The following is a 15,324-nucleotide window of genomic DNA, read 5'->3' on the forward strand; positions in this document are numbered from 1 at the left end:
CTGGAAACTTCAGTGGGCGAAGCAGGGGACCGGATTCGGGGCGTACTCGATGTCGTGCGCGTAGGTGTCGTAGGCGGCGCTGTATTCCATGCAGCGCGCCACGTCGCGGATGAAGCCCTCGTCGTAGCCGGCGCGGCGCAGCAGGTGGAAACCCAGCTCCATGCCGGAGGCAATGCCGCCGGCGGTGACGATGCGGCCGGCATCAACGACGCGGGCGTGCGAAATGCGGCAGGCCGGCGCGATCTCGGCCAGACGGTCGATCGGCAGCTTGCCCAGGTGCGAAGCCTCGACCCGGTCCGGCTCCTTGCGGTTGGTCGCCGGAATGCCGTCGAGCAGGCCCATGCGGCCGTAGATCCACGAGCCGGTGCACACGCTGGTAAGCAGGCAGCTGGCGGGCAGGGCGTCGATGAATTCGTGCAGCCGGCTGTTCCAGGTTTCCTGCCGCGTGCCGGCGCCGCCGGGAATCAGGAAGGCATCCATCGCCGGACGGTCGGCGAAGCTGTAGTTGGGCAGCACGGTGAAACCCGCCTGCGCCTGCACCGGCCGCTGCGCGTCGGCGATCAGGAACACCTCCAGTTCCGGGTCGAAGCGCCGCGCCACCGAAAACACGCCGTGCGGTGCGGTGAAGTTGACGATCTCGGCGTCCTTGAAGACGTAGATGCCGAGCCTGAAGCCGCGCTTGCGCTGCGATCCCACCGTGTAGATCTCCCGTGCGTTCATGGGACGAATGCTAGGGAGCGGGGTGAGGGGCCGGTATCACTACGGATGTGATTGTCGTGTAGTGCGGGCACTACACGGCCGGGCGGACACCTGCGCGCTTGCAGGGCGACTGTCGCGATGCTTTACACCCGGCGGTTGGTCGCGGACGAAAACGCTTTGTGCTCAAACATTTGGCATGCGAGGGCCGAATCTTGCTTGGGTCGCCGCCGTATCGATCCAACAGGAGTGTTTGATGGGCTTTCACCGTATTCCGACTGTTTTCGCCATGCTGGGTCTGAGCGCGCTGCTGGCATCCGCGCCTGCTGTCGCGACCGATGTGCTGCTCGATTTCTCCGGCAACATCTGCGGCGATGCCACCAATGCGGCCTGCACGAACGGCGCCGGCATCGGCCAGGGCTATGGCGACGTCGCCGGCTTGCTCGACGTGTCGCATCGTTCCTTCGTGACCGCCACCGGCACCACCGTCAACAGCAGCCTGCTCTACTGGTCAACGTCCTACTCCGACCTCATGGATGTAGCCTGGGGCGGCAGCAACCCGGACACCCACAGCGCCGAATTCGTGTTCACGCCGGGCGCCGGCTACGTAGTCACGCTGAACTCGATGGATTTCGGCGATTACCTGAACCGTAACGACGGCTCGTCGGCCGTCGTACTCGACCTGCTCACCGGCCAGACCCTGTGGAGTTCGGGCGCATTCGACGCCGGCACCACGCGACTGTCCTTCATGCCCGGCGTGTCGAGCGCCAACGGCCTCGTGCTGCGCTTCGGCCCGGACAGCTACAACACCGGCATCGACAATATTTCGCTGACCGTCACCGCGGTCCCCGAACCGGGCACCTGGGCGATGCTCGCCGCGGGACTGGGCGTGGTCGGTGCGCTGCGCCGCCGGCGGGAGACGGTCTGACCCTCCTGCGGTTCCGGGACAGCTCTCTGTGGGAAGGGTCTTCTGACCCCGACGGCGAACTGTACCGAAGCCCTCGGACCGCAACGGCCGCATCGCGGCCAAGGCCGCTCCCACAGGGATTGCGCTCTATCCGTGGCCGGGGCCGGGGTTTCTGTGGGAAGGGTCTTCTGACCCCGACAGCGGCCTGTACCGAAGCCCGCGGACCGCAACGGCCGCATCGCGGCCAAGGCCGCTCCCACAGGGATCGCGACCTATCCGTAGCCGGGGCCGGGGTTTCTGTGGGAAGGGTCTTCTGACCCCGACAGCGGCCTGTACCGAAGCCCGCGGGCCGCAACGGCCGCGTCGCGGCCAAGGCCGCTCCCACAGGGATCGCGACCTATCCGTAGCCGGGGCCGGGGTTTCTGTGGGAAGGGTCTTCTGACCCCGACAGCGGCCTGTACCGAAGCCCGCGGACCGCAACGGCCGCGTCGCGGCCAAGGCCGATCCCACAAGGATCGCGCTCTATCCGTGACCGGAACCGGGGTTTCGGTGGGAAGGGTCTTCCGGCCCCTATAGCAGACGTTCGGCGAAGCGCGCGAAGTCGTCGTCGATCGCCGCGGGCCGGATGTCCGGGTTCTGTTCGTCGGCGGGGCTGTACTTCCCTGTGCGCACCAGCACGCCGGCGATGCCTGCTGCTTGTGCGCCGCCGATGTCGTCGCGCAGGTCGTCGCCGATCATGATGGCTTCGTCGGCGCTTACGCCGGCGGTGTCGAGGGCGGCCTGGAAGAAGGGGGCGGCGGGCTTGCCAGCGACTTCGGCCTGCACGCCGGTGCTGTATTCCAGCCCGGCGACGAAGGCGCCCATGTCGATCGACAGGCCGTCCTCTTCCTTGAAGTGACGATTGCGCGCCATCGCGATGAAGGGCAGGCCGCGCATGACGAGGCGGAAGGCGGTGTTGAGTTGCGCGTAGTCGAAGCAGTGGCCGGCGTCGCCGAGCACCACCGCATCGGGTTCCGCGGCGTCGGGCCCGACTTCGTCGCGCAGGTCGGGATGCACGATCCAATGCGGATGCAGGCCGCGGCTGCGCACCAGATTCATTGTCGCGCCGGGCGCGGTCAGTAGCTCGTCGTCGCGCACGTCCAGCCCCAGGGCCTGCATCTTCGCCACCAGCGTGCGCCGCGGCGTGCGGGTGGTGTTGGTCAGGAACACGAGCTTGAAGCCGGCGGCGCGCAGTCGCGCAAGCGCCTCGATGGAACCGGGGATCAGCTGATCGCCGACGTGCAGCACGCCGGCGAGGTCGATCAGCAGGGCTTTCGGGTTTGCGGGCAGAGACATGGCGTTCTCCTTCGTTCGATGCGGCGCGCCATCCCTGTAGGAGCGGTCTTCTGACCGCGACCACAGCGGAGGTCAAGGAGCCTGTGCGTGATCACAGGCTCTGTCGCGGTCGGAAGACCGCTCCTACAGGGCCACCAGCTGATGTCGCGCAGCGAAGCTCACCAGTTCGACCGGGTTCTTGATGTCGAGTTTGTCGAACAGGCGTGCGCGGTATGTGCTGATGGTATTCGCCGACAGCGACAGTTCCCGTGCGATATCACCGACCGTGTGACCGCTGGCGAGCAGCTTCAGCACCTGCATTTCCCGGTTCGACAGACTGTCGAGCGGGCTGGCCGGCGTGTCCGCGCGCACGCCGAAGGCGAGACGCTCGGCCAATTCCGGCGTGACGAAGAGGTGACCGGCGGCGACGCGGGCGATGGCGTCGAACAGCTGGTCCGGCGAACAGCCCTTGTTCAGGTAGCCGGCGGCGCCACTCTTCAGTGCGCGCACGCCGAACTGCGATTCCGGGTAGGTTGACAGCATCAGCACGGCGACCTTCGGAAATTCGACGCGCAGCTGCTTCAGCACGTCGAAGCCATCACGGTCGCTCAGCGCAATGTCGAGCAGCACGACGTCGGCGCCGTCGCCGCGCAGCAGTCGCATCAGGTCGGGCCCGCCCGCTGCTTCGCCGACCACGGCGATGGCCGGGTTCTCGCCGAGGATCTGTGCGATGCCCCGGCGCAGCATCAGGTGATCGTTGACGATGACCACGCGTACCGGCTTCATCGCGTTGACTCCGGTACGCGCAGATGCACGGTGGTGCCGGCGCCCGGCATGCTGTCGATGCGCAGTTCGCCGCCGAGGGCGCGGGCCCGTTCGTACATGCCGAGCAGGCCGAAGGAGGTCGGTTGCGCCGGCACCTGCATGCCGCGGCCGTTGTCGCGGATGCACAGTTCGATCGCGCTGGCCTGGCCGGTCACCTCGACATTCACCTCGCTGGCTTCGGCGTGCCGGGCGACGTTGGTGAGCACTTCCTGCACGATGCGATAGACGGCAATTTCGGCGCTGCGGCCGAGGCGTCGTTCGGGTTCCGCATCGTTCAGCGTCAGCGTGCAGCGCAGGCCGCGGCGCGACTGCATTTCCTGCAGCTGCCATTCGATCGCGGCCCACAGCCCGAGGTGGTCGAGCACGCCCGGGCGCAGGTCGGTCAGTATCCGCCGCACCGCGCCCAGCGCCTGCTGGGTGACCGACATCATGTCGTTGACCTTGCGCTCCAGCGCGCTGTCGTGCGCGAGACGGGGGCGCAGCCAGTTCAGGTCGAACTGCAGCGCGGTCAGCGAGGCGCCCAGTTCGTCGTGCACCTCGCGCGCGATGTGCGTGCGTTCGTCTTCGCGCACCTGCTGCAGGTGGGCCGACAGCCGCTGCAAGGCGCTGTGCGACTGCTGCAGTCGCGCGTTGGCGTCCTGCAGCGCGGCGGTGCGTTCTGATACGCGGCGCTCCAGTTCCACCTGGTTGGCGCGCAGCACGGCTTCGGCACGCTTGCGTTCGGTGATGTCGGCGAAGGTGACGACGGCGCCGACGATCTGGCCGGCGTCGCGGATCGGGTAGCTGGTGTATTCGGCGGGGAAGGCGCTGCCGTCGCGCCGCCACAGCACTTCGGATTCGATGCGCACGCCCTGGCCTTCCTGGAAGGCGCGGAAGATCGGGCACTCATGGACGTCGTAATTGCGTCCGTCGGAATGCGCGTGGTGGATCAGGTAGTGCATGTTGCGGCCGAGCACTTCGTCCGGCTCGAAACCGATCAGCTCGGCGCCGGCGCGGTTGATGAAGATGCAGCGGCCGTTCTGGTCCACGCCATAGATGCCTTCGCCAGCCGACTCGAGCAGCATTTCGAGCTGGTGGCGCCAGGCGGCGTGATGCGAAAGATGGTGGAGATTGGCGAACACGTCGTTGCGTCGGCACAGGGGTGCCGCTGCCTTGCATCAAGCGTGCCACGCCGCCCGCCACGCCGACATCACCGCGCGGCGCGGGTTTGCGCAGGGCGCGGCCGACGGGTGCCGGTGCCGCGCCCCGTTGTGGTGCGCTCAGGCCGGCACGTCGCGCACGCGCAGTGCGCCGTCGGCCTCGTCGGCTTCGATCAGGCCCTGTTCCTCGTAGCGGCGCAGCTTGCGCCACAGCGATACGCGGTCGATGCCGAGCAGGCGGGCGGCCAACGCGCGGTTGCCGCCGACGCCGGCCAGTACGTCGAGGATGTGGTTACGTTCGACCGCCTCAAGCGTGCGCACCTCGTTGCTGCCGCGACCGGCGCCGTGGCCGGCCGGCGCGCCAAGACCGGGCGGCAGATCCTCCTCGGCCAGCATGGTGCCGCCGGCCAGCGCGACGCCGCGCTCGATGATGTTCTCCAGTTCGCGCACATTGCCCGGGTAGTCGTAGGCGCACAGCTTCTGCATTGCCGGCGGCGCAATGGCGGTGACCTTCTTGCCCATGACCTGCGCCGCGCGGCGCACGAACTGCTGGGCCAGCAGCGGGATGTCGTCGCGCCGGTCGCGCAGCGGCGGCAACTGCAGCGTCACCACGTTGAGGCGGAAGTAGATGTCCTGCCGGAACTGGCCGGCTTCGACCGCGGCGCGCGGCTCGCGGTTGGTGGCAGCGAGGAAGCGGACGTCGGCGCGCACCGGCTCGGTACCGCCGACGCGCAGGTATTCGCGCTCTTGCAGCAGACGCAGCAGCTTCACCTGCATCGCCGCCGACATTTCGGTCACCTCGTCGAGAAACAGCGTGCCGCCCTGAGCCGCTTCGACCAGACCGCCGCGCGACTGCTGGGCGCCGGTGTAGGCACCTTTCTCGTGACCGAACAGTTCGTTGGCCAGCAGTTCCTCGTTCAGCGCGCCGCAGTTGATCGCGACGAAGGGGCCGCTGGCGCGCCGGCTGTGCGCATGCACGTGGCGGGCGAGCAGTTCCTTGCCGGTGCCGGTTTCGCCGACGATGAGCACATTGCAGTCGGTCGGCGCCACGCCGCGGGCGATGTCGAGAATGGCGCGCATGCCTTCGTCGCGCGTGATGATGCGTTCGTCGGCGGCGTGCTCGACCAGCTGGCGCAGGCGCTGGTTCTCGGCGCGCAGCTGCGCCTTGTCGGCGGCCTCGCGCACCAGCTTGCGCACTTCGCCCAGGCGAAAGGGCTTGGATACGTAATAGAAGGCGCCGGTGCGCATCGCCTCGACCGCCGATTCGGTGGTGGCGAAGCCGGTTACCACCAGCACCTCCATCGCGGGCCAGGCTTCGCGTGCGCGACGCAGCAGTTCGAGCCCGTCCATGCCGGGCATCTTGACGTCGGTCAGCAGCACCTCGTAATCGTTCTGGCGCAGCAGCGCCAGCGCGGCGTCGCCGTTGTCGGCGGTGGTGACGTCGAGGCCGTCGCGGCGCAGCGCGGTGGCCAGGCCCTCGCGCGCGACCGCTTCGTCGTTGACCAGCAGGACATGTGCAGTGCTCATGCTTTCTCCTCCGCCGGTATCCAGAGCGTGACGCAGGTCCCGCCGTCCGGTTCGTTGTGTATGCCTGCCTTGCCGCCGTGTTCGGCGGCGATTTCATGCACCACGAAAAGCCCGAGCCCCGAGCCCTTGCCGACCGGTTTCGTGGTGAAGAAGGGGTCGAACACGCGCGGCAGGTTGCGCGGTTCGATGCCGGGGCCGTTGTCGCACACCGAAATTTCGGTGCCGCCGTCACGCGCGCTGCCGCGTACCGTGATGTGTGGCGCGATGCCTGCCTCGACGCAGGCTTCGAGCGCGTTGCGGATCAGGTTCAGCAGGGCCTGCTGAATGCGCTGGCCGTCGGCGTGGATATGCAGTTCGGGCGCGATCTGCAGTGTCACCGCGTCGGCCGCATCGGGACGCTCGGCGCGCAGCAGCGCGACGGTTTCCTCGACCAGCGGCCGCAGCGGCTGCCGAACCAGCGCGAAGCGGCTGTCGCGTGCGAAGTCGAGCAGGGTGCGCACGATGCGCTGCGCGCGCTGCACCTGGTCGTCGATCTGTTCTACGAACCCATTGATCTGCGCCGGGTCGCACACGTCGCGCTCTTCCAGAAGCAGCTGCGCGTTCAGCGAAATGTTCGAAAGCGGGTTGTTCAGCTCGTGCGCGACGCCGGACAGCATGGTGCCGAGCGAGGCAAGCCGCGCCGTGCGCAGTACCGCGAGTTGACGCTCTTCGAGGTCGCCGAGTGCGCGGTTGAAGGCGGCGACCAGGGCGGCGATCTCGTCGTCGCGGTCGCGTGGCGTCAGGCGCGCGAGATTGCCGGTGCCGATGCGCGCCAGATCGCTTTCGACCTCGCGCAGCGGTGCCACGACGCGTCGCGTCACCAGTTGGCCGATCACCAGCACCAGCGCGACGGCGGCGATCATGATCGTGTACAGCTGCGATTCCTGGCCGGACAGCGCGCGCCGCATTGCCTCGCGCGCCTGATCGGACAGACGTTCGCTCTCTTCGAAGGCCTGCTTGCCGACCTCGGTCATGCGCTCTTCCAGTGGCGAAATCGGATCGGTCGGGCGGATGCGGCGCTGCAGCCGGTCGTCGAGCAGGTCGCGCCAGTCGTGCAGCGACTGTTCGAGCTCCTCCAGCGCAAAGCCGGGCGCGGCGCGCTGCATCAGCGCGCGGTCGCGGGCGATCAGCGTGAGCGCCTCTTCCGCCTTGCCGACCGCGGATTTGAGCTCGGACGGCTTGCGGAACAGCAGGTAGTTCTTTTCCAGCCGCCGCGCTTCACGTACCACGTCGTGCATGCGCGTGACGTGGTGTTCGTCGTTGACGCGCGACAGCAGCAGGCGTACCTGTTCGAGGGCGGCAAACACCAGCAGCACGAACAACGCGCCGAGAACGATGTAGCCGAGCAGGATCTTGCCGTGCAGGGAACGGGGCAGCAGTTTCATGAATTGCATGCTGCAACGTCGCGTTGCGAATTTCAACAGCGACCACATGTGCGCAAGCGCCTGTTTCATGTGGACTTTCGGCGGGCGGTCGCAGGGGCGAGCGTGCACGCGCTGCAAGTTGCAACGAGTGCTGGCGGTCCATACGAGGGGTGGGTTGTAAAGCATAAATAAATCAATGCTTTGCGTTTTTCGCTAGAGGTGGCACAGCGCCTGCTAGGAAATCCGTGCCAGCCTCGCAGTGACGATTTTGAAGGCTCCTCGGGTCGTTGCTGCGGCGAGGCTTGCAATGGGGAGGCCGGTTGACCTAGCGGACAGCACCGGTTCTTTTGGCGGCTCGCGAGCAATCGCGAGCCGTTTTTCTTTGCGCCGCACGCCGCCTGGCGGATTCGGCGATAATTCGCCGCCTTTCACCGCCCCGCACCCCGCCTCCCGCATGGCCGATCCCGCTGTTCCGCTGATTTCTACGCACGCACTGGCCTGCACGCGCGGCTCGGCACGTCTGTTCGCCGGGCTGGACCTGGCCGTCGGTGAGGGCGAGCTGCTGCACGTGGCGGGCGCCAACGGCAGCGGCAAGACCAGTCTGCTGCGCATCCTGTGCGGGCTGTCGGAAGCCGAATCGGGCGAGTTGCGCTGGTGCGGGCAGCCGGCGGGCAAGGTGAAGGACGAGTGGCGCGCCGGTCTGCTCTATCTCGGTCACCGCAACGCGGTGAAGGATGATTTCACGCCGCTGGAGAACCTGCGTGCCAGCGCGGCCATCGCCGGCGAGGCGATGAACGAGGACACTGCGCTGCGCGCGCTGGTTGACATCGGCCTCGGCGCCCGCCTTGACGTGCCTGCGCGCAGCCTGTCGCAGGGGCAGCGCCGTCGCGTCGCGCTGGCACGTCTGCTGTGCGGCACGCGCGCCCGGCTGTGGATACTGGACGAGCCCTTCACCGCGCTCGACGTGCGTGCGGTGGCGCAGCTGGCCGAAGCGATGGCGGCGCACATCCGCCGCGGCGGCGCCGTCATCTACACCACGCACCAGCCGGTGGACATCGACGTGCCGCGCCGCGCGCTGCTCAATCTGGACGATTACTCATGCTGAGCGTGTTCGCCGCCGTGCTGCGTCGCGACCTGCTGCTGGCCTGGCGCCGCCGTTCCGACGTGCTGACCGCGCTCGGTTTCTTCCTGCTGGTGACCAGCCTGTTTCCGCTCGGCGTCGGGCCGGAACCGGACCAGCTTTCGCACATCGCGGCCGGCGTGATGTGGGTCGCGGCACTGCTCGCCACGCTGCTGTCGGTCAGCCGGCTGTTCGAAGCGGACGAGGCGGACGGAACCCTCGAGCAGATGCTGTTGTCCGTGGAGCCGCTGGCAATCATCGTGCTGGCCAAGGTGTGCGCCTACTGGCTGCTGACCGGATTGCCGCTGGTGCTGATCGCTCCGCTGATCGCGCTGCAGTTCAGCCTGACGCCGGACGAGACGCTCATCGTCTGCGCGACGCTGCTGATCGGCACGCCAACGCTGTCGCTGCTCGGCGCAGTCGGCGCGTCGCTGACGCTGGGGCTGCGCGGCGGTGGAGCGCTGATCGCGCTGCTGGTGCTGCCGCTGTACGTGCCGGTGCTCATTTTCGGCGCTGGTGCGGTGGACGCCTGGCGCGCCGGTCTGGGCATCGATGCGCACCTGGCGCTGCTCGGTGCCTGCCTGCTGGTGGCGCTGGCCGTGGCGCCGCTGGCGAGCGCGGCCGCATTGCGCATCGCCCAAGATTGATAGGGGGCCAAACCGCACTCGGTTAAACTTGCGGTTTTGCCGTCGGCCCCCGCCGAGACACGCGCGTTGTATCTGCGCACACCGAGTAATCAGAACCTGGGCTAGCCGCTTCGTTGATGTCCGAATCACAGTCTTCCGCCGCGCGCGCGCCGTCGTCCGGCTTCAACTTCTTCCACTACGCCAGCCCGCAGACCTTCTTCCCGCTCGCCGGCAAGCTGCTGTGGCCGAGCTGGATCGCCGCCGTCCTGCTGACGCTGGCCGGCCTCTACATCGGCTTCTTCGTCGCACCGACCGATGCCACCCAAGGCGACAGCTACCGCATCATCTTCATCCATGTGCCGGCCGCCTGGATGTCCATGGTGGTCTATCTGGCGATGGCCTTCTGGTGCGCGGTCGGGCTGGTGTTCAACACGCGTCTGTCCTTCATGATGTCGTCGGCGCTGGCGCCGACCGGCGCGATGTGGGCCTTCGTCGCGCTGTGGACCGGGGCGCTGTGGGGCAAGCCGACCTGGGGCACCTACTGGGTGTGGGACGCACGGCTCACCTCCGAACTGATCCTGTTCTTCCTCTACTGCGGCTACATGGCGCTGCAGGCGGCCATCGACGACCCGCGCCGGGCTGATCGCGCCGGTGCGCTGATCGCCATCGTCGGCGCGGTGAACGTGCCCATCATCTATTTTTCGGTGAAATGGTGGAACACGCTGCATCAGGGCGCGTCTGTAAGCCTGACGGCCGCACCGACCATGGCCACTACCATGCTGACCGGCATGCTGGTGATGGCGCTGGCGGCCTGGGCCTACACGATAGGCGCGGCGCTGGTGCGCGTGCGCGCCATCATGATCGAACGCGAGCGGAACACCGACTGGGTGCGCCAGCTCGCCAGCAACGGAGACAGCAAGACATGAATTGGGAAAGCGCCAGCCATTTCTGGGCGATGGGCGGCTACGGCTTCTTCGTCTGGGGTTCCTACGGCGTGACCGCTGCGGTCATTGCAGCCGAGCTATTCGCGCTGTCCCGCCGCATGAAGAAGGCGCGTGCGCAGGCCCGGCGCGACGTCGCGCTCGAGCGCATCGACGCCGACAAGCGGGGCCGCGCATGAAACCCCGCCACAAACGTTTTGCACTGGTCGCCGCCGGCATCGCGCTGCTGGTTGGCGCGGTCACGCTGGTGCTGAACACCTTCAGCGACAACATGGTGTTCTTCTTCAGCCCGACCCAGGTGGCGGCGAAGGAAGCGCCGCAGGGCCGAACCTTCCGCATCGGCGGCATGGTTCAGGACGGCAGCCTGGAGCGCGGCGCCGACGGTACGTCGGTCCGTTTCGTCGTCACCGACACCGCCAACACCATCACCGTCACCTACAAGGGCGCGCTGCCGGACCTGTTCAAGGAAGGCAAGGGCGTGGTCGCCCAGGGCAAGCTCGGCGAGGACGGCGTGTTCGCTGCCAGCGAGGTGCTGGCCAAGCACGACGAGAACTACATGCCGCCTGAAGCCGCGCACGCGCTGGAACAGGCGAAGAAGGCGCAGAGCACGGTCGTTCAGTAAGTCGCATCCACTCCGCTCCGGCGTCTTGGCCCGGAGCGCCACGTTTCACGGGCAGGAGCCATCATGTTTCCCGAACTGGGCAATTTTTCGCTGTCGATCGCGCTGGCGCTGTCGGTGCTGCTGGGCGTCGTTCCGCTGGTCGGTGCGCAGCGCGGCGACGCGCGGCTGATGGCGGTCGCGCGACCGCTGACGCAGGGAGTATTCGTATTCGTCGCCTTCGCCCTGTTCTGTCAGATCCAGTCCTTTGTGCTGAACGACTTTTCGGTACTGAACGTCGCCACCAATTCGAATTCGACGCTGCCGCTCGAATACCGCGTCGCCGCAGCCTGGGGCAGTCACGAGGGTTCGCTGCTGCTGTGGACCTTCATGCTTGCGCTGTGGGCGCTGGCGGTCAGCGTGTTCTCGCGCCGTCTGCCGCCCGAAATGGTGGCGCGCGTGCTGGCCGTGCTGGGCTGGGTCGGCGTCGGCTTCCTCGCCTTCATGCTGGCCAGCTCCAACCCCTTCGACCGCCTGCTGCCGGCCGCCGCCGATGGCCGCGACCTGAATCCGCTGCTGCAGGACCCGGGCATGATCTTCCACCCGCCCATGCTCTACATGGGCTACGTCGGCTTCTCGGTCGCCTTCGCTTTCGCCATCGCGGCGCTGATCGGCGGCCGCCTCGACGCCGCCTGGGCGCGCTGGTCGCGGCCATGGACCACGGTGGCCTGGATGTTCCTGACGCTGGGCATCGCGCTCGGCAGCTACTGGGCCTATTACGAACTGGGCTGGGGCGGCTGGTGGTTCTGGGACCCGGTCGAGAACGCCTCCTTCATGCCCTGGCTGGTCGGCACCGCGCTCATCCATTCGCTGGCGGTGACCGAAAAGCGCGGCGCCTTCAAGAGCTGGACCGTGCTGCTGGCCATCGCCGCCTTCTCGCTGTCGCTGCTCGGCACTTTCCTCGTGCGTTCGGGCGTGCTGACCTCGGTCCACGCCTTCGCGACTGATCCCGAGCGCGGTGTGTTCATCCTGGCGCTGCTGGTGTTCGTGATCGGCGGCTCTCTGCTGCTGTTCGCGATCCGCGCGCCGTCGGTCGGGCTGGGCGGCGGCTTCGCGCTGCTGTCGCGTGAAACCTCGCTGCTCGCCAACAACGTGCTGCTGGCGGTGGCCACTTCGGCGGTGCTGCTAGGCACGCTGTACCCTCTTTCTCGACGCGCTGGGCATGGGCAAGATTTCGGTCGGCGCGCCTTACTTCGACGCCGTCTTCGTGCCGCTGATGACGCCGGTGCTGTTCCTGATGGCCATCGGTCCTTTCGTGCGCTGGAAGAAGGACGAGGCGCCGGGGCTGGTGGCGCGCCTGCGCTGGGCCTTCGCGGTGAGCGTCGCCGCCACGCTGGCGACCATGGTGGTGACCGGGCACTACACGGCGATGCTGGGCCTGGGCGCCTTCACCGTCGTGTGGATCGTCGCCACCAGCGTGCAGCACCTGATCGAACGTCTGCGCGGCCGCAACGGCGACGGCAGCTGGATGGCCCGCGCCCGCGCGCTGCCTGGTGGCTGGTGGGGCATGTGGCTGGCCCACCTCGGGGTGGCGGTGAGCATCGTCGGCATCACGCTGGTCAAGGGCTTCGAACAGAACGCCGATCTCAAGATGGCGCCGGGCCAGACCGCGACGCTGGCTGGCTACACCTTCAAGTTCCATGGCGCCTTTGAGCATGACGGCCCGAACTACGACGCCGCCCGCGGCCGCATCGAAGTGACGCGCGACGGCAAGCCCGTGGCGATGATGCACCCGGAAAAGCGCATGTACCGGGTGTCGCAGATGCCGATGACCGAAGCCGCTATCGATTCCGGTTTCACCCGCGACGTCTATGTGTCGATGGGCGAGCCGTTGCCCGACGGCAACGCCTGGATCGTCCGCATCTTCTACAAACCCTTCGTGAACTGGATCTGGGTCGGCGCGCTGATCATGGCGCTGGGTGGCATCATCGCCGCCGCCGATCGCCGTTACCGCAAGCTTGCCCAGCGTGACGCGAAACAGGGCGCGCGCGATGGCGTGGCGCCGCCGGTACGGGAGCAGCACGCATGAAGCGCTATCTCTGGCCGCTGGGCCTTTTCCTGGTGCTGGCGGGCTTCCTGTTCGCCGGCCTCTACCTGAACCCGCGCGAGGTGCCCAGCCCGCTGATCGGCAAGGCTGTGCCGGCCTTCTCCATTCCGCAGCTGGCGGCACCCGAGAAGACCTTCTCGCCGGCCGACATGAAGGGCAAGGTGTGGCTGGTGAATGTGTGGGCGTCGTGGTGCGTGTCCTGTCGCCAGGAGCATCCGCTGCTGGTCGAGCTGGCAAAGACCGGGCTGGTGCCGATGGTCGGCCTGCACTACAAGGATGAGCGCGAGGCCGGCATGAAGTGGCTGGCCGAACACGGTGATCCCTATCTGCTGTCGGCGCACGACCGCGACGGCCGCGTGGCCATCGATTTCGGCGTCTATGGCACGCCGGAAACCTTCATCGTCAACAAGACCGGCGTCATCCGCTACAAGCACACCGGCCCGCTGACGCCGCAACTGCTGCGCGACGACATCCTGCCGCGCGTCAAGCAGCTCGAGGCGTCCTGACATGCGCAGTCTGATCGTGTTGCTGGCAGCGCTGATGCTGCCGATGTCCGCGCTGCACGCTGACGAAGCGAAACCGCTGGCCGACGACCCGGCCGTCGAGGCGCGCGTGCAGAAGCTGGGCGAGGAACTGCGCTGCCTGGTCTGCCAGAACCAGAATATTGCCGACTCGCACGCCGACCTGGCGATGGACCTGAAGAAGCAGTTGCGCGAGCAGATCGCCGCCGGCCGCAGCGACGGCGAAATCAAGGACTTCATGGTCGAGCGCTACGGCGATTTCGTGCTCTACCGTCCGCCGCTGAAAGCCACCACCGTACTGCTGTGGGGTGGCCCCTTTGCTTTGCTGCTGATCGTCGTCGTGCTGCTGCTGCGCCGCCTGCGCAGCCGTGCCGAACGTGCCGCAGTTGCCAACACACTGAGCGCCGATGAACACGAGCGCGCCCGCGCGCTGCTCGCCGGCGAGGAGAACAAGGTTTGACCACATTCATGATGGGCGCGGCGGCGATGCTTGCCGTCGCGCTGGCTTTTGTCGTCCTGCCGCTGCTGCGCGGCCGCAGCACTCAACCGGCGGACGCGCAACGCGCGCTGACGCTCGCCATCCACCGGGACGCGCTGGCGGAACTGGACCGTGATCTGGCGGCCGGCCTGATCGACGACGCGCAATACCGCATTTCCTGCGCCGAACTGGAGCGCCGGGTGCTCGACGAGGCCGGTGCTGCAAAGTCGCGTTCAGCGAAGGGCAGCGGCCGCTGGGTGGCGGTGGTGTCGGCGTTGATGGTGCCGGTGATCGCTGTTCCTGTGTATCTGGCGCTCGGTCACCCGCAGGCCATCGATGCGCCGCGCAGCAGCCCGCCGCAGGCCGAGGGTGAGGTGACGCCGGAACAGATACAGGCCATGGTCGCGCGACTTGCCGAGCGGATGAAGGCGGAGCCGGACAACGCCGAGGGCTGGTCGATGCTGGCGCGTTCGTACTTTGCGATGGGGCGCTTCGACGAAGCTGCCGACGCCTATTCCAGACTGGTGAAGATCGTCGATGGCGACGCCCAGGTGTGGACCGATTATGCGGACGCGGTCGCCATGAAGCAGGGGCGCAATCTAGCCGGCGAACCGGAGCAGATGCTGAAGAGGGCGCTCGAACTGGACCCGGACAACGTGAAGGCGCTGGCTCTGGCCGGTAGTGCAGCGATGCAGCGGGGTGACGCCGCCGCCGCACGTGTGCATTGGGAACGTCTGCTGAAACTGCTGCCGGCGGATTCGCCGTTGATTCAGCCGATCAGGGAAAGCATGGGAGAGGTGCCGCCTGCGCCAGCGAAGTGATGGTAGCGGTTCTGCTTGCATGCACGCGCATGGCGTTGCAGGCGCAGAAATGAAAAAAGCCGGCAGAGCCGGCTTTTTTCATTCTCGCGGGAGAAGAATTACTTCTTCTCTTCAGCCGGAGCGGCCGGGGCAGCAGCGTCAGCCGGAGCGGCCGGAGCAGCAGCGTCAGCCGGGGCAGCAGCCGGAGCCGGTTCAGCGGCCGGGGCCGGAGCGGGTTCAGCAGCCGGGGCCGGGGCAGCAGCCGGAGCGGGTTCAGCAGCCGGAGCCGGGGCTTCTTCCGGCTTCGAGCAAGCGGCCAGGG

General features: G+C 67.5%; 15 protein-coding genes and 1 pseudogene. 10 read left to right on the forward strand and 6 right to left on the reverse strand.

What is annotated here, in order from left to right; all coding sequences use genetic code 11:
* Nucleotides 1–9: 9 nt before the first annotated feature.
* On the reverse strand, nucleotides 10–720 hold the full coding sequence (locus ACQ66H_RS08215) for a DJ-1/PfpI family protein (protein ID WP_430433594.1): 711 nt from the start codon (nucleotides 718–720) through the stop codon (nucleotides 10–12).
* Between the two features lie 232 nt (nucleotides 721–952).
* Between ACQ66H_RS08215 and ACQ66H_RS08220 the strand changes: the two genes are divergently transcribed.
* Nucleotides 953–1,624: a PEP-CTERM sorting domain-containing protein gene (locus ACQ66H_RS08220; protein WP_430433595.1), complete on the forward strand. Its 672-nt coding sequence runs from the start codon at nucleotides 953–955 to the stop codon at nucleotides 1,622–1,624.
* Between the two features lie 549 nt (nucleotides 1,625–2,173).
* On the opposite strand, the gene ACQ66H_RS08225 is transcribed toward ACQ66H_RS08220, so the two are convergent.
* The 5 genes from ACQ66H_RS08225 to ACQ66H_RS08245 form a co-directional block, all read right to left on the reverse strand.
* Nucleotides 2,174–2,938 carry a TIGR01458 family HAD-type hydrolase gene (locus ACQ66H_RS08225; protein WP_430433596.1) on the reverse strand — a complete coding sequence of 255 codons (765 nt, stop codon included), beginning with the start codon at nucleotides 2,936–2,938 and terminating at the stop codon, nucleotides 2,174–2,176.
* Nucleotides 2,939–3,061: 123 nt separating this feature from the next.
* Nucleotides 3,062–3,703, reverse strand: a complete 642-nt coding sequence (locus ACQ66H_RS08230) for a response regulator (protein WP_430433597.1) — start codon at nucleotides 3,701–3,703, stop codon at nucleotides 3,062–3,064.
* Nucleotides 3,700–4,863 carry a PAS domain S-box protein gene (locus tag ACQ66H_RS08235; protein WP_430433598.1) on the reverse strand — a complete coding sequence of 388 codons (1,164 nt, stop codon included), beginning with the start codon at nucleotides 4,861–4,863 and terminating at the stop codon, nucleotides 3,700–3,702. The genes ACQ66H_RS08230 and ACQ66H_RS08235 overlap by 4 nt, the downstream gene beginning before the upstream one ends.
* Before the next feature lie 138 nt (nucleotides 4,864–5,001).
* Nucleotides 5,002–6,408 (reverse strand): sigma-54-dependent transcriptional regulator, encoded by a 1,407-nt coding sequence (locus tag ACQ66H_RS08240; protein ID WP_430433599.1) that lies wholly within the window; start codon nucleotides 6,406–6,408, stop codon nucleotides 5,002–5,004.
* Nucleotides 6,405–7,832: a sensor histidine kinase gene (locus ACQ66H_RS08245; protein ID WP_430433600.1), complete on the reverse strand. Its 1,428-nt coding sequence runs from the start codon at nucleotides 7,830–7,832 to the stop codon at nucleotides 6,405–6,407. Before ACQ66H_RS08245 ends, ACQ66H_RS08240 begins: the two co-directional genes overlap by 4 nt.
* A 433-nt stretch (nucleotides 7,833–8,265) precedes the next feature.
* Here ACQ66H_RS08245 and ccmA point away from each other — a divergent pair, with 433 nt between their 5' ends.
* The 9 genes and pseudogenes from ccmA to ccmI all read left to right on the forward strand — a co-directional run bounded on the left by ccmA (nucleotide 8,266) and on the right by ccmI (nucleotide 15,023).
* Entirely contained in the window at nucleotides 8,266–8,916 is a 651-nt protein-coding gene (gene ccmA, locus ACQ66H_RS08250; protein ID WP_430433601.1) for a cytochrome c biogenesis heme-transporting ATPase CcmA, read from the forward strand.
* A complete protein-coding gene (gene ccmB / locus ACQ66H_RS08255) occupies nucleotides 8,910–9,578 on the forward strand; it encodes a heme exporter protein CcmB (RefSeq protein WP_430433602.1) in 669 nt (222 codons plus the stop codon). The genes ccmA and ccmB overlap by 7 nt, the downstream gene beginning before the upstream one ends.
* A gap of 116 nt (nucleotides 9,579–9,694) precedes the next feature.
* Nucleotides 9,695–10,483 (forward strand): heme ABC transporter permease CcmC, encoded by a 789-nt coding sequence (ccmC, locus tag ACQ66H_RS08260; RefSeq protein WP_304009625.1) that lies wholly within the window; start codon nucleotides 9,695–9,697, stop codon nucleotides 10,481–10,483.
* Nucleotides 10,480–10,677, forward strand: a complete 198-nt coding sequence (gene ccmD, locus ACQ66H_RS08265; RefSeq protein ID WP_020164241.1) for a heme exporter protein CcmD — start codon at nucleotides 10,480–10,482, stop codon at nucleotides 10,675–10,677. The genes ccmC and ccmD overlap by 4 nt, the downstream gene beginning before the upstream one ends.
* The gene (gene ccmE / locus ACQ66H_RS08270; RefSeq protein WP_304009624.1) at nucleotides 10,674–11,120 is read left to right on the forward strand and encodes a cytochrome c maturation protein CcmE; all 447 of its coding nucleotides are present in this window, start codon (nucleotides 10,674–10,676) and stop codon (nucleotides 11,118–11,120) included. The genes ccmD and ccmE overlap by 4 nt, the downstream gene beginning before the upstream one ends.
* A 63-nt stretch (nucleotides 11,121–11,183) precedes the next feature.
* Nucleotides 11,184–13,185 (forward strand): annotated as a pseudogene (locus tag ACQ66H_RS08275) (heme lyase CcmF/NrfE family subunit).
* Nucleotides 13,182–13,709: a DsbE family thiol:disulfide interchange protein gene (locus ACQ66H_RS08280; RefSeq protein WP_430433603.1), complete on the forward strand. Its 528-nt coding sequence runs from the start codon at nucleotides 13,182–13,184 to the stop codon at nucleotides 13,707–13,709. Before ACQ66H_RS08275 ends, ACQ66H_RS08280 begins: the two are co-directional and overlap by 4 nt.
* Before the next feature lies 1 nt (nucleotide 13,710).
* Entirely contained in the window at nucleotides 13,711–14,184 is a 474-nt protein-coding gene (locus tag ACQ66H_RS08285) for a cytochrome c-type biogenesis protein (protein ID WP_430433604.1), read from the forward strand.
* A complete protein-coding gene (gene ccmI, locus ACQ66H_RS08290; protein ID WP_430433605.1) occupies nucleotides 14,181–15,023 on the forward strand; it encodes a c-type cytochrome biogenesis protein CcmI in 843 nt (280 codons plus the stop codon). The genes ACQ66H_RS08285 and ccmI overlap by 4 nt, the downstream gene beginning before the upstream one ends.
* The last annotated feature ends 301 nt before the right edge of the window (nucleotides 15,024–15,324 follow it).

The organism is Methyloversatilis sp., assembly GCF_965284615.1.
Lineage (GTDB): Bacteria > Pseudomonadota > Gammaproteobacteria > Burkholderiales > Rhodocyclaceae > Methyloversatilis.

Coding starts and splice junctions, on each gene's coding strand:
- ccmC (WP_304009625.1), top strand. CDS start 9,695: ATGTCCGAATCACAGTCTTCCGCCGCGCGCGCGCCGTCGTCCGGCTTC.
- ACQ66H_RS08280 (WP_430433603.1), top strand. CDS start 13,182: ATGAAGCGCTATCTCTGGCCGCTGGGCCTTTTCCTGGTGCTGGCGGGC.
- ACQ66H_RS08285 (WP_430433604.1), top strand. CDS start 13,711: ATGCGCAGTCTGATCGTGTTGCTGGCAGCGCTGATGCTGCCGATGTCC.
- ACQ66H_RS08240 (WP_430433599.1), bottom strand. CDS start 6,408: ATGAGCACTGCACATGTCCTGCTGGTCAACGACGAAGCGGTCGCGCGC.
- ccmB (WP_430433602.1), top strand. CDS start 8,910: ATGCTGAGCGTGTTCGCCGCCGTGCTGCGTCGCGACCTGCTGCTGGCC.
- ccmE (WP_304009624.1), top strand. CDS start 10,674: ATGAAACCCCGCCACAAACGTTTTGCACTGGTCGCCGCCGGCATCGCG.
- ACQ66H_RS08225 (WP_430433596.1), bottom strand. CDS start 2,938: ATGTCTCTGCCCGCAAACCCGAAAGCCCTGCTGATCGACCTCGCCGGC.
- ACQ66H_RS08215 (WP_430433594.1), bottom strand. CDS start 720: ATGAACGCACGGGAGATCTACACGGTGGGATCGCAGCGCAAGCGCGGC.
- ACQ66H_RS08245 (WP_430433600.1), bottom strand. CDS start 7,832: ATGAAACTGCTGCCCCGTTCCCTGCACGGCAAGATCCTGCTCGGCTAC.
- ccmA (WP_430433601.1), top strand. CDS start 8,266: ATGGCCGATCCCGCTGTTCCGCTGATTTCTACGCACGCACTGGCCTGC.
- ccmD (WP_020164241.1), top strand. CDS start 10,480: ATGAATTGGGAAAGCGCCAGCCATTTCTGGGCGATGGGCGGCTACGGC.
- ACQ66H_RS08220 (WP_430433595.1), top strand. CDS start 953: ATGGGCTTTCACCGTATTCCGACTGTTTTCGCCATGCTGGGTCTGAGC.
- ACQ66H_RS08230 (WP_430433597.1), bottom strand. CDS start 3,703: ATGAAGCCGGTACGCGTGGTCATCGTCAACGATCACCTGATGCTGCGC.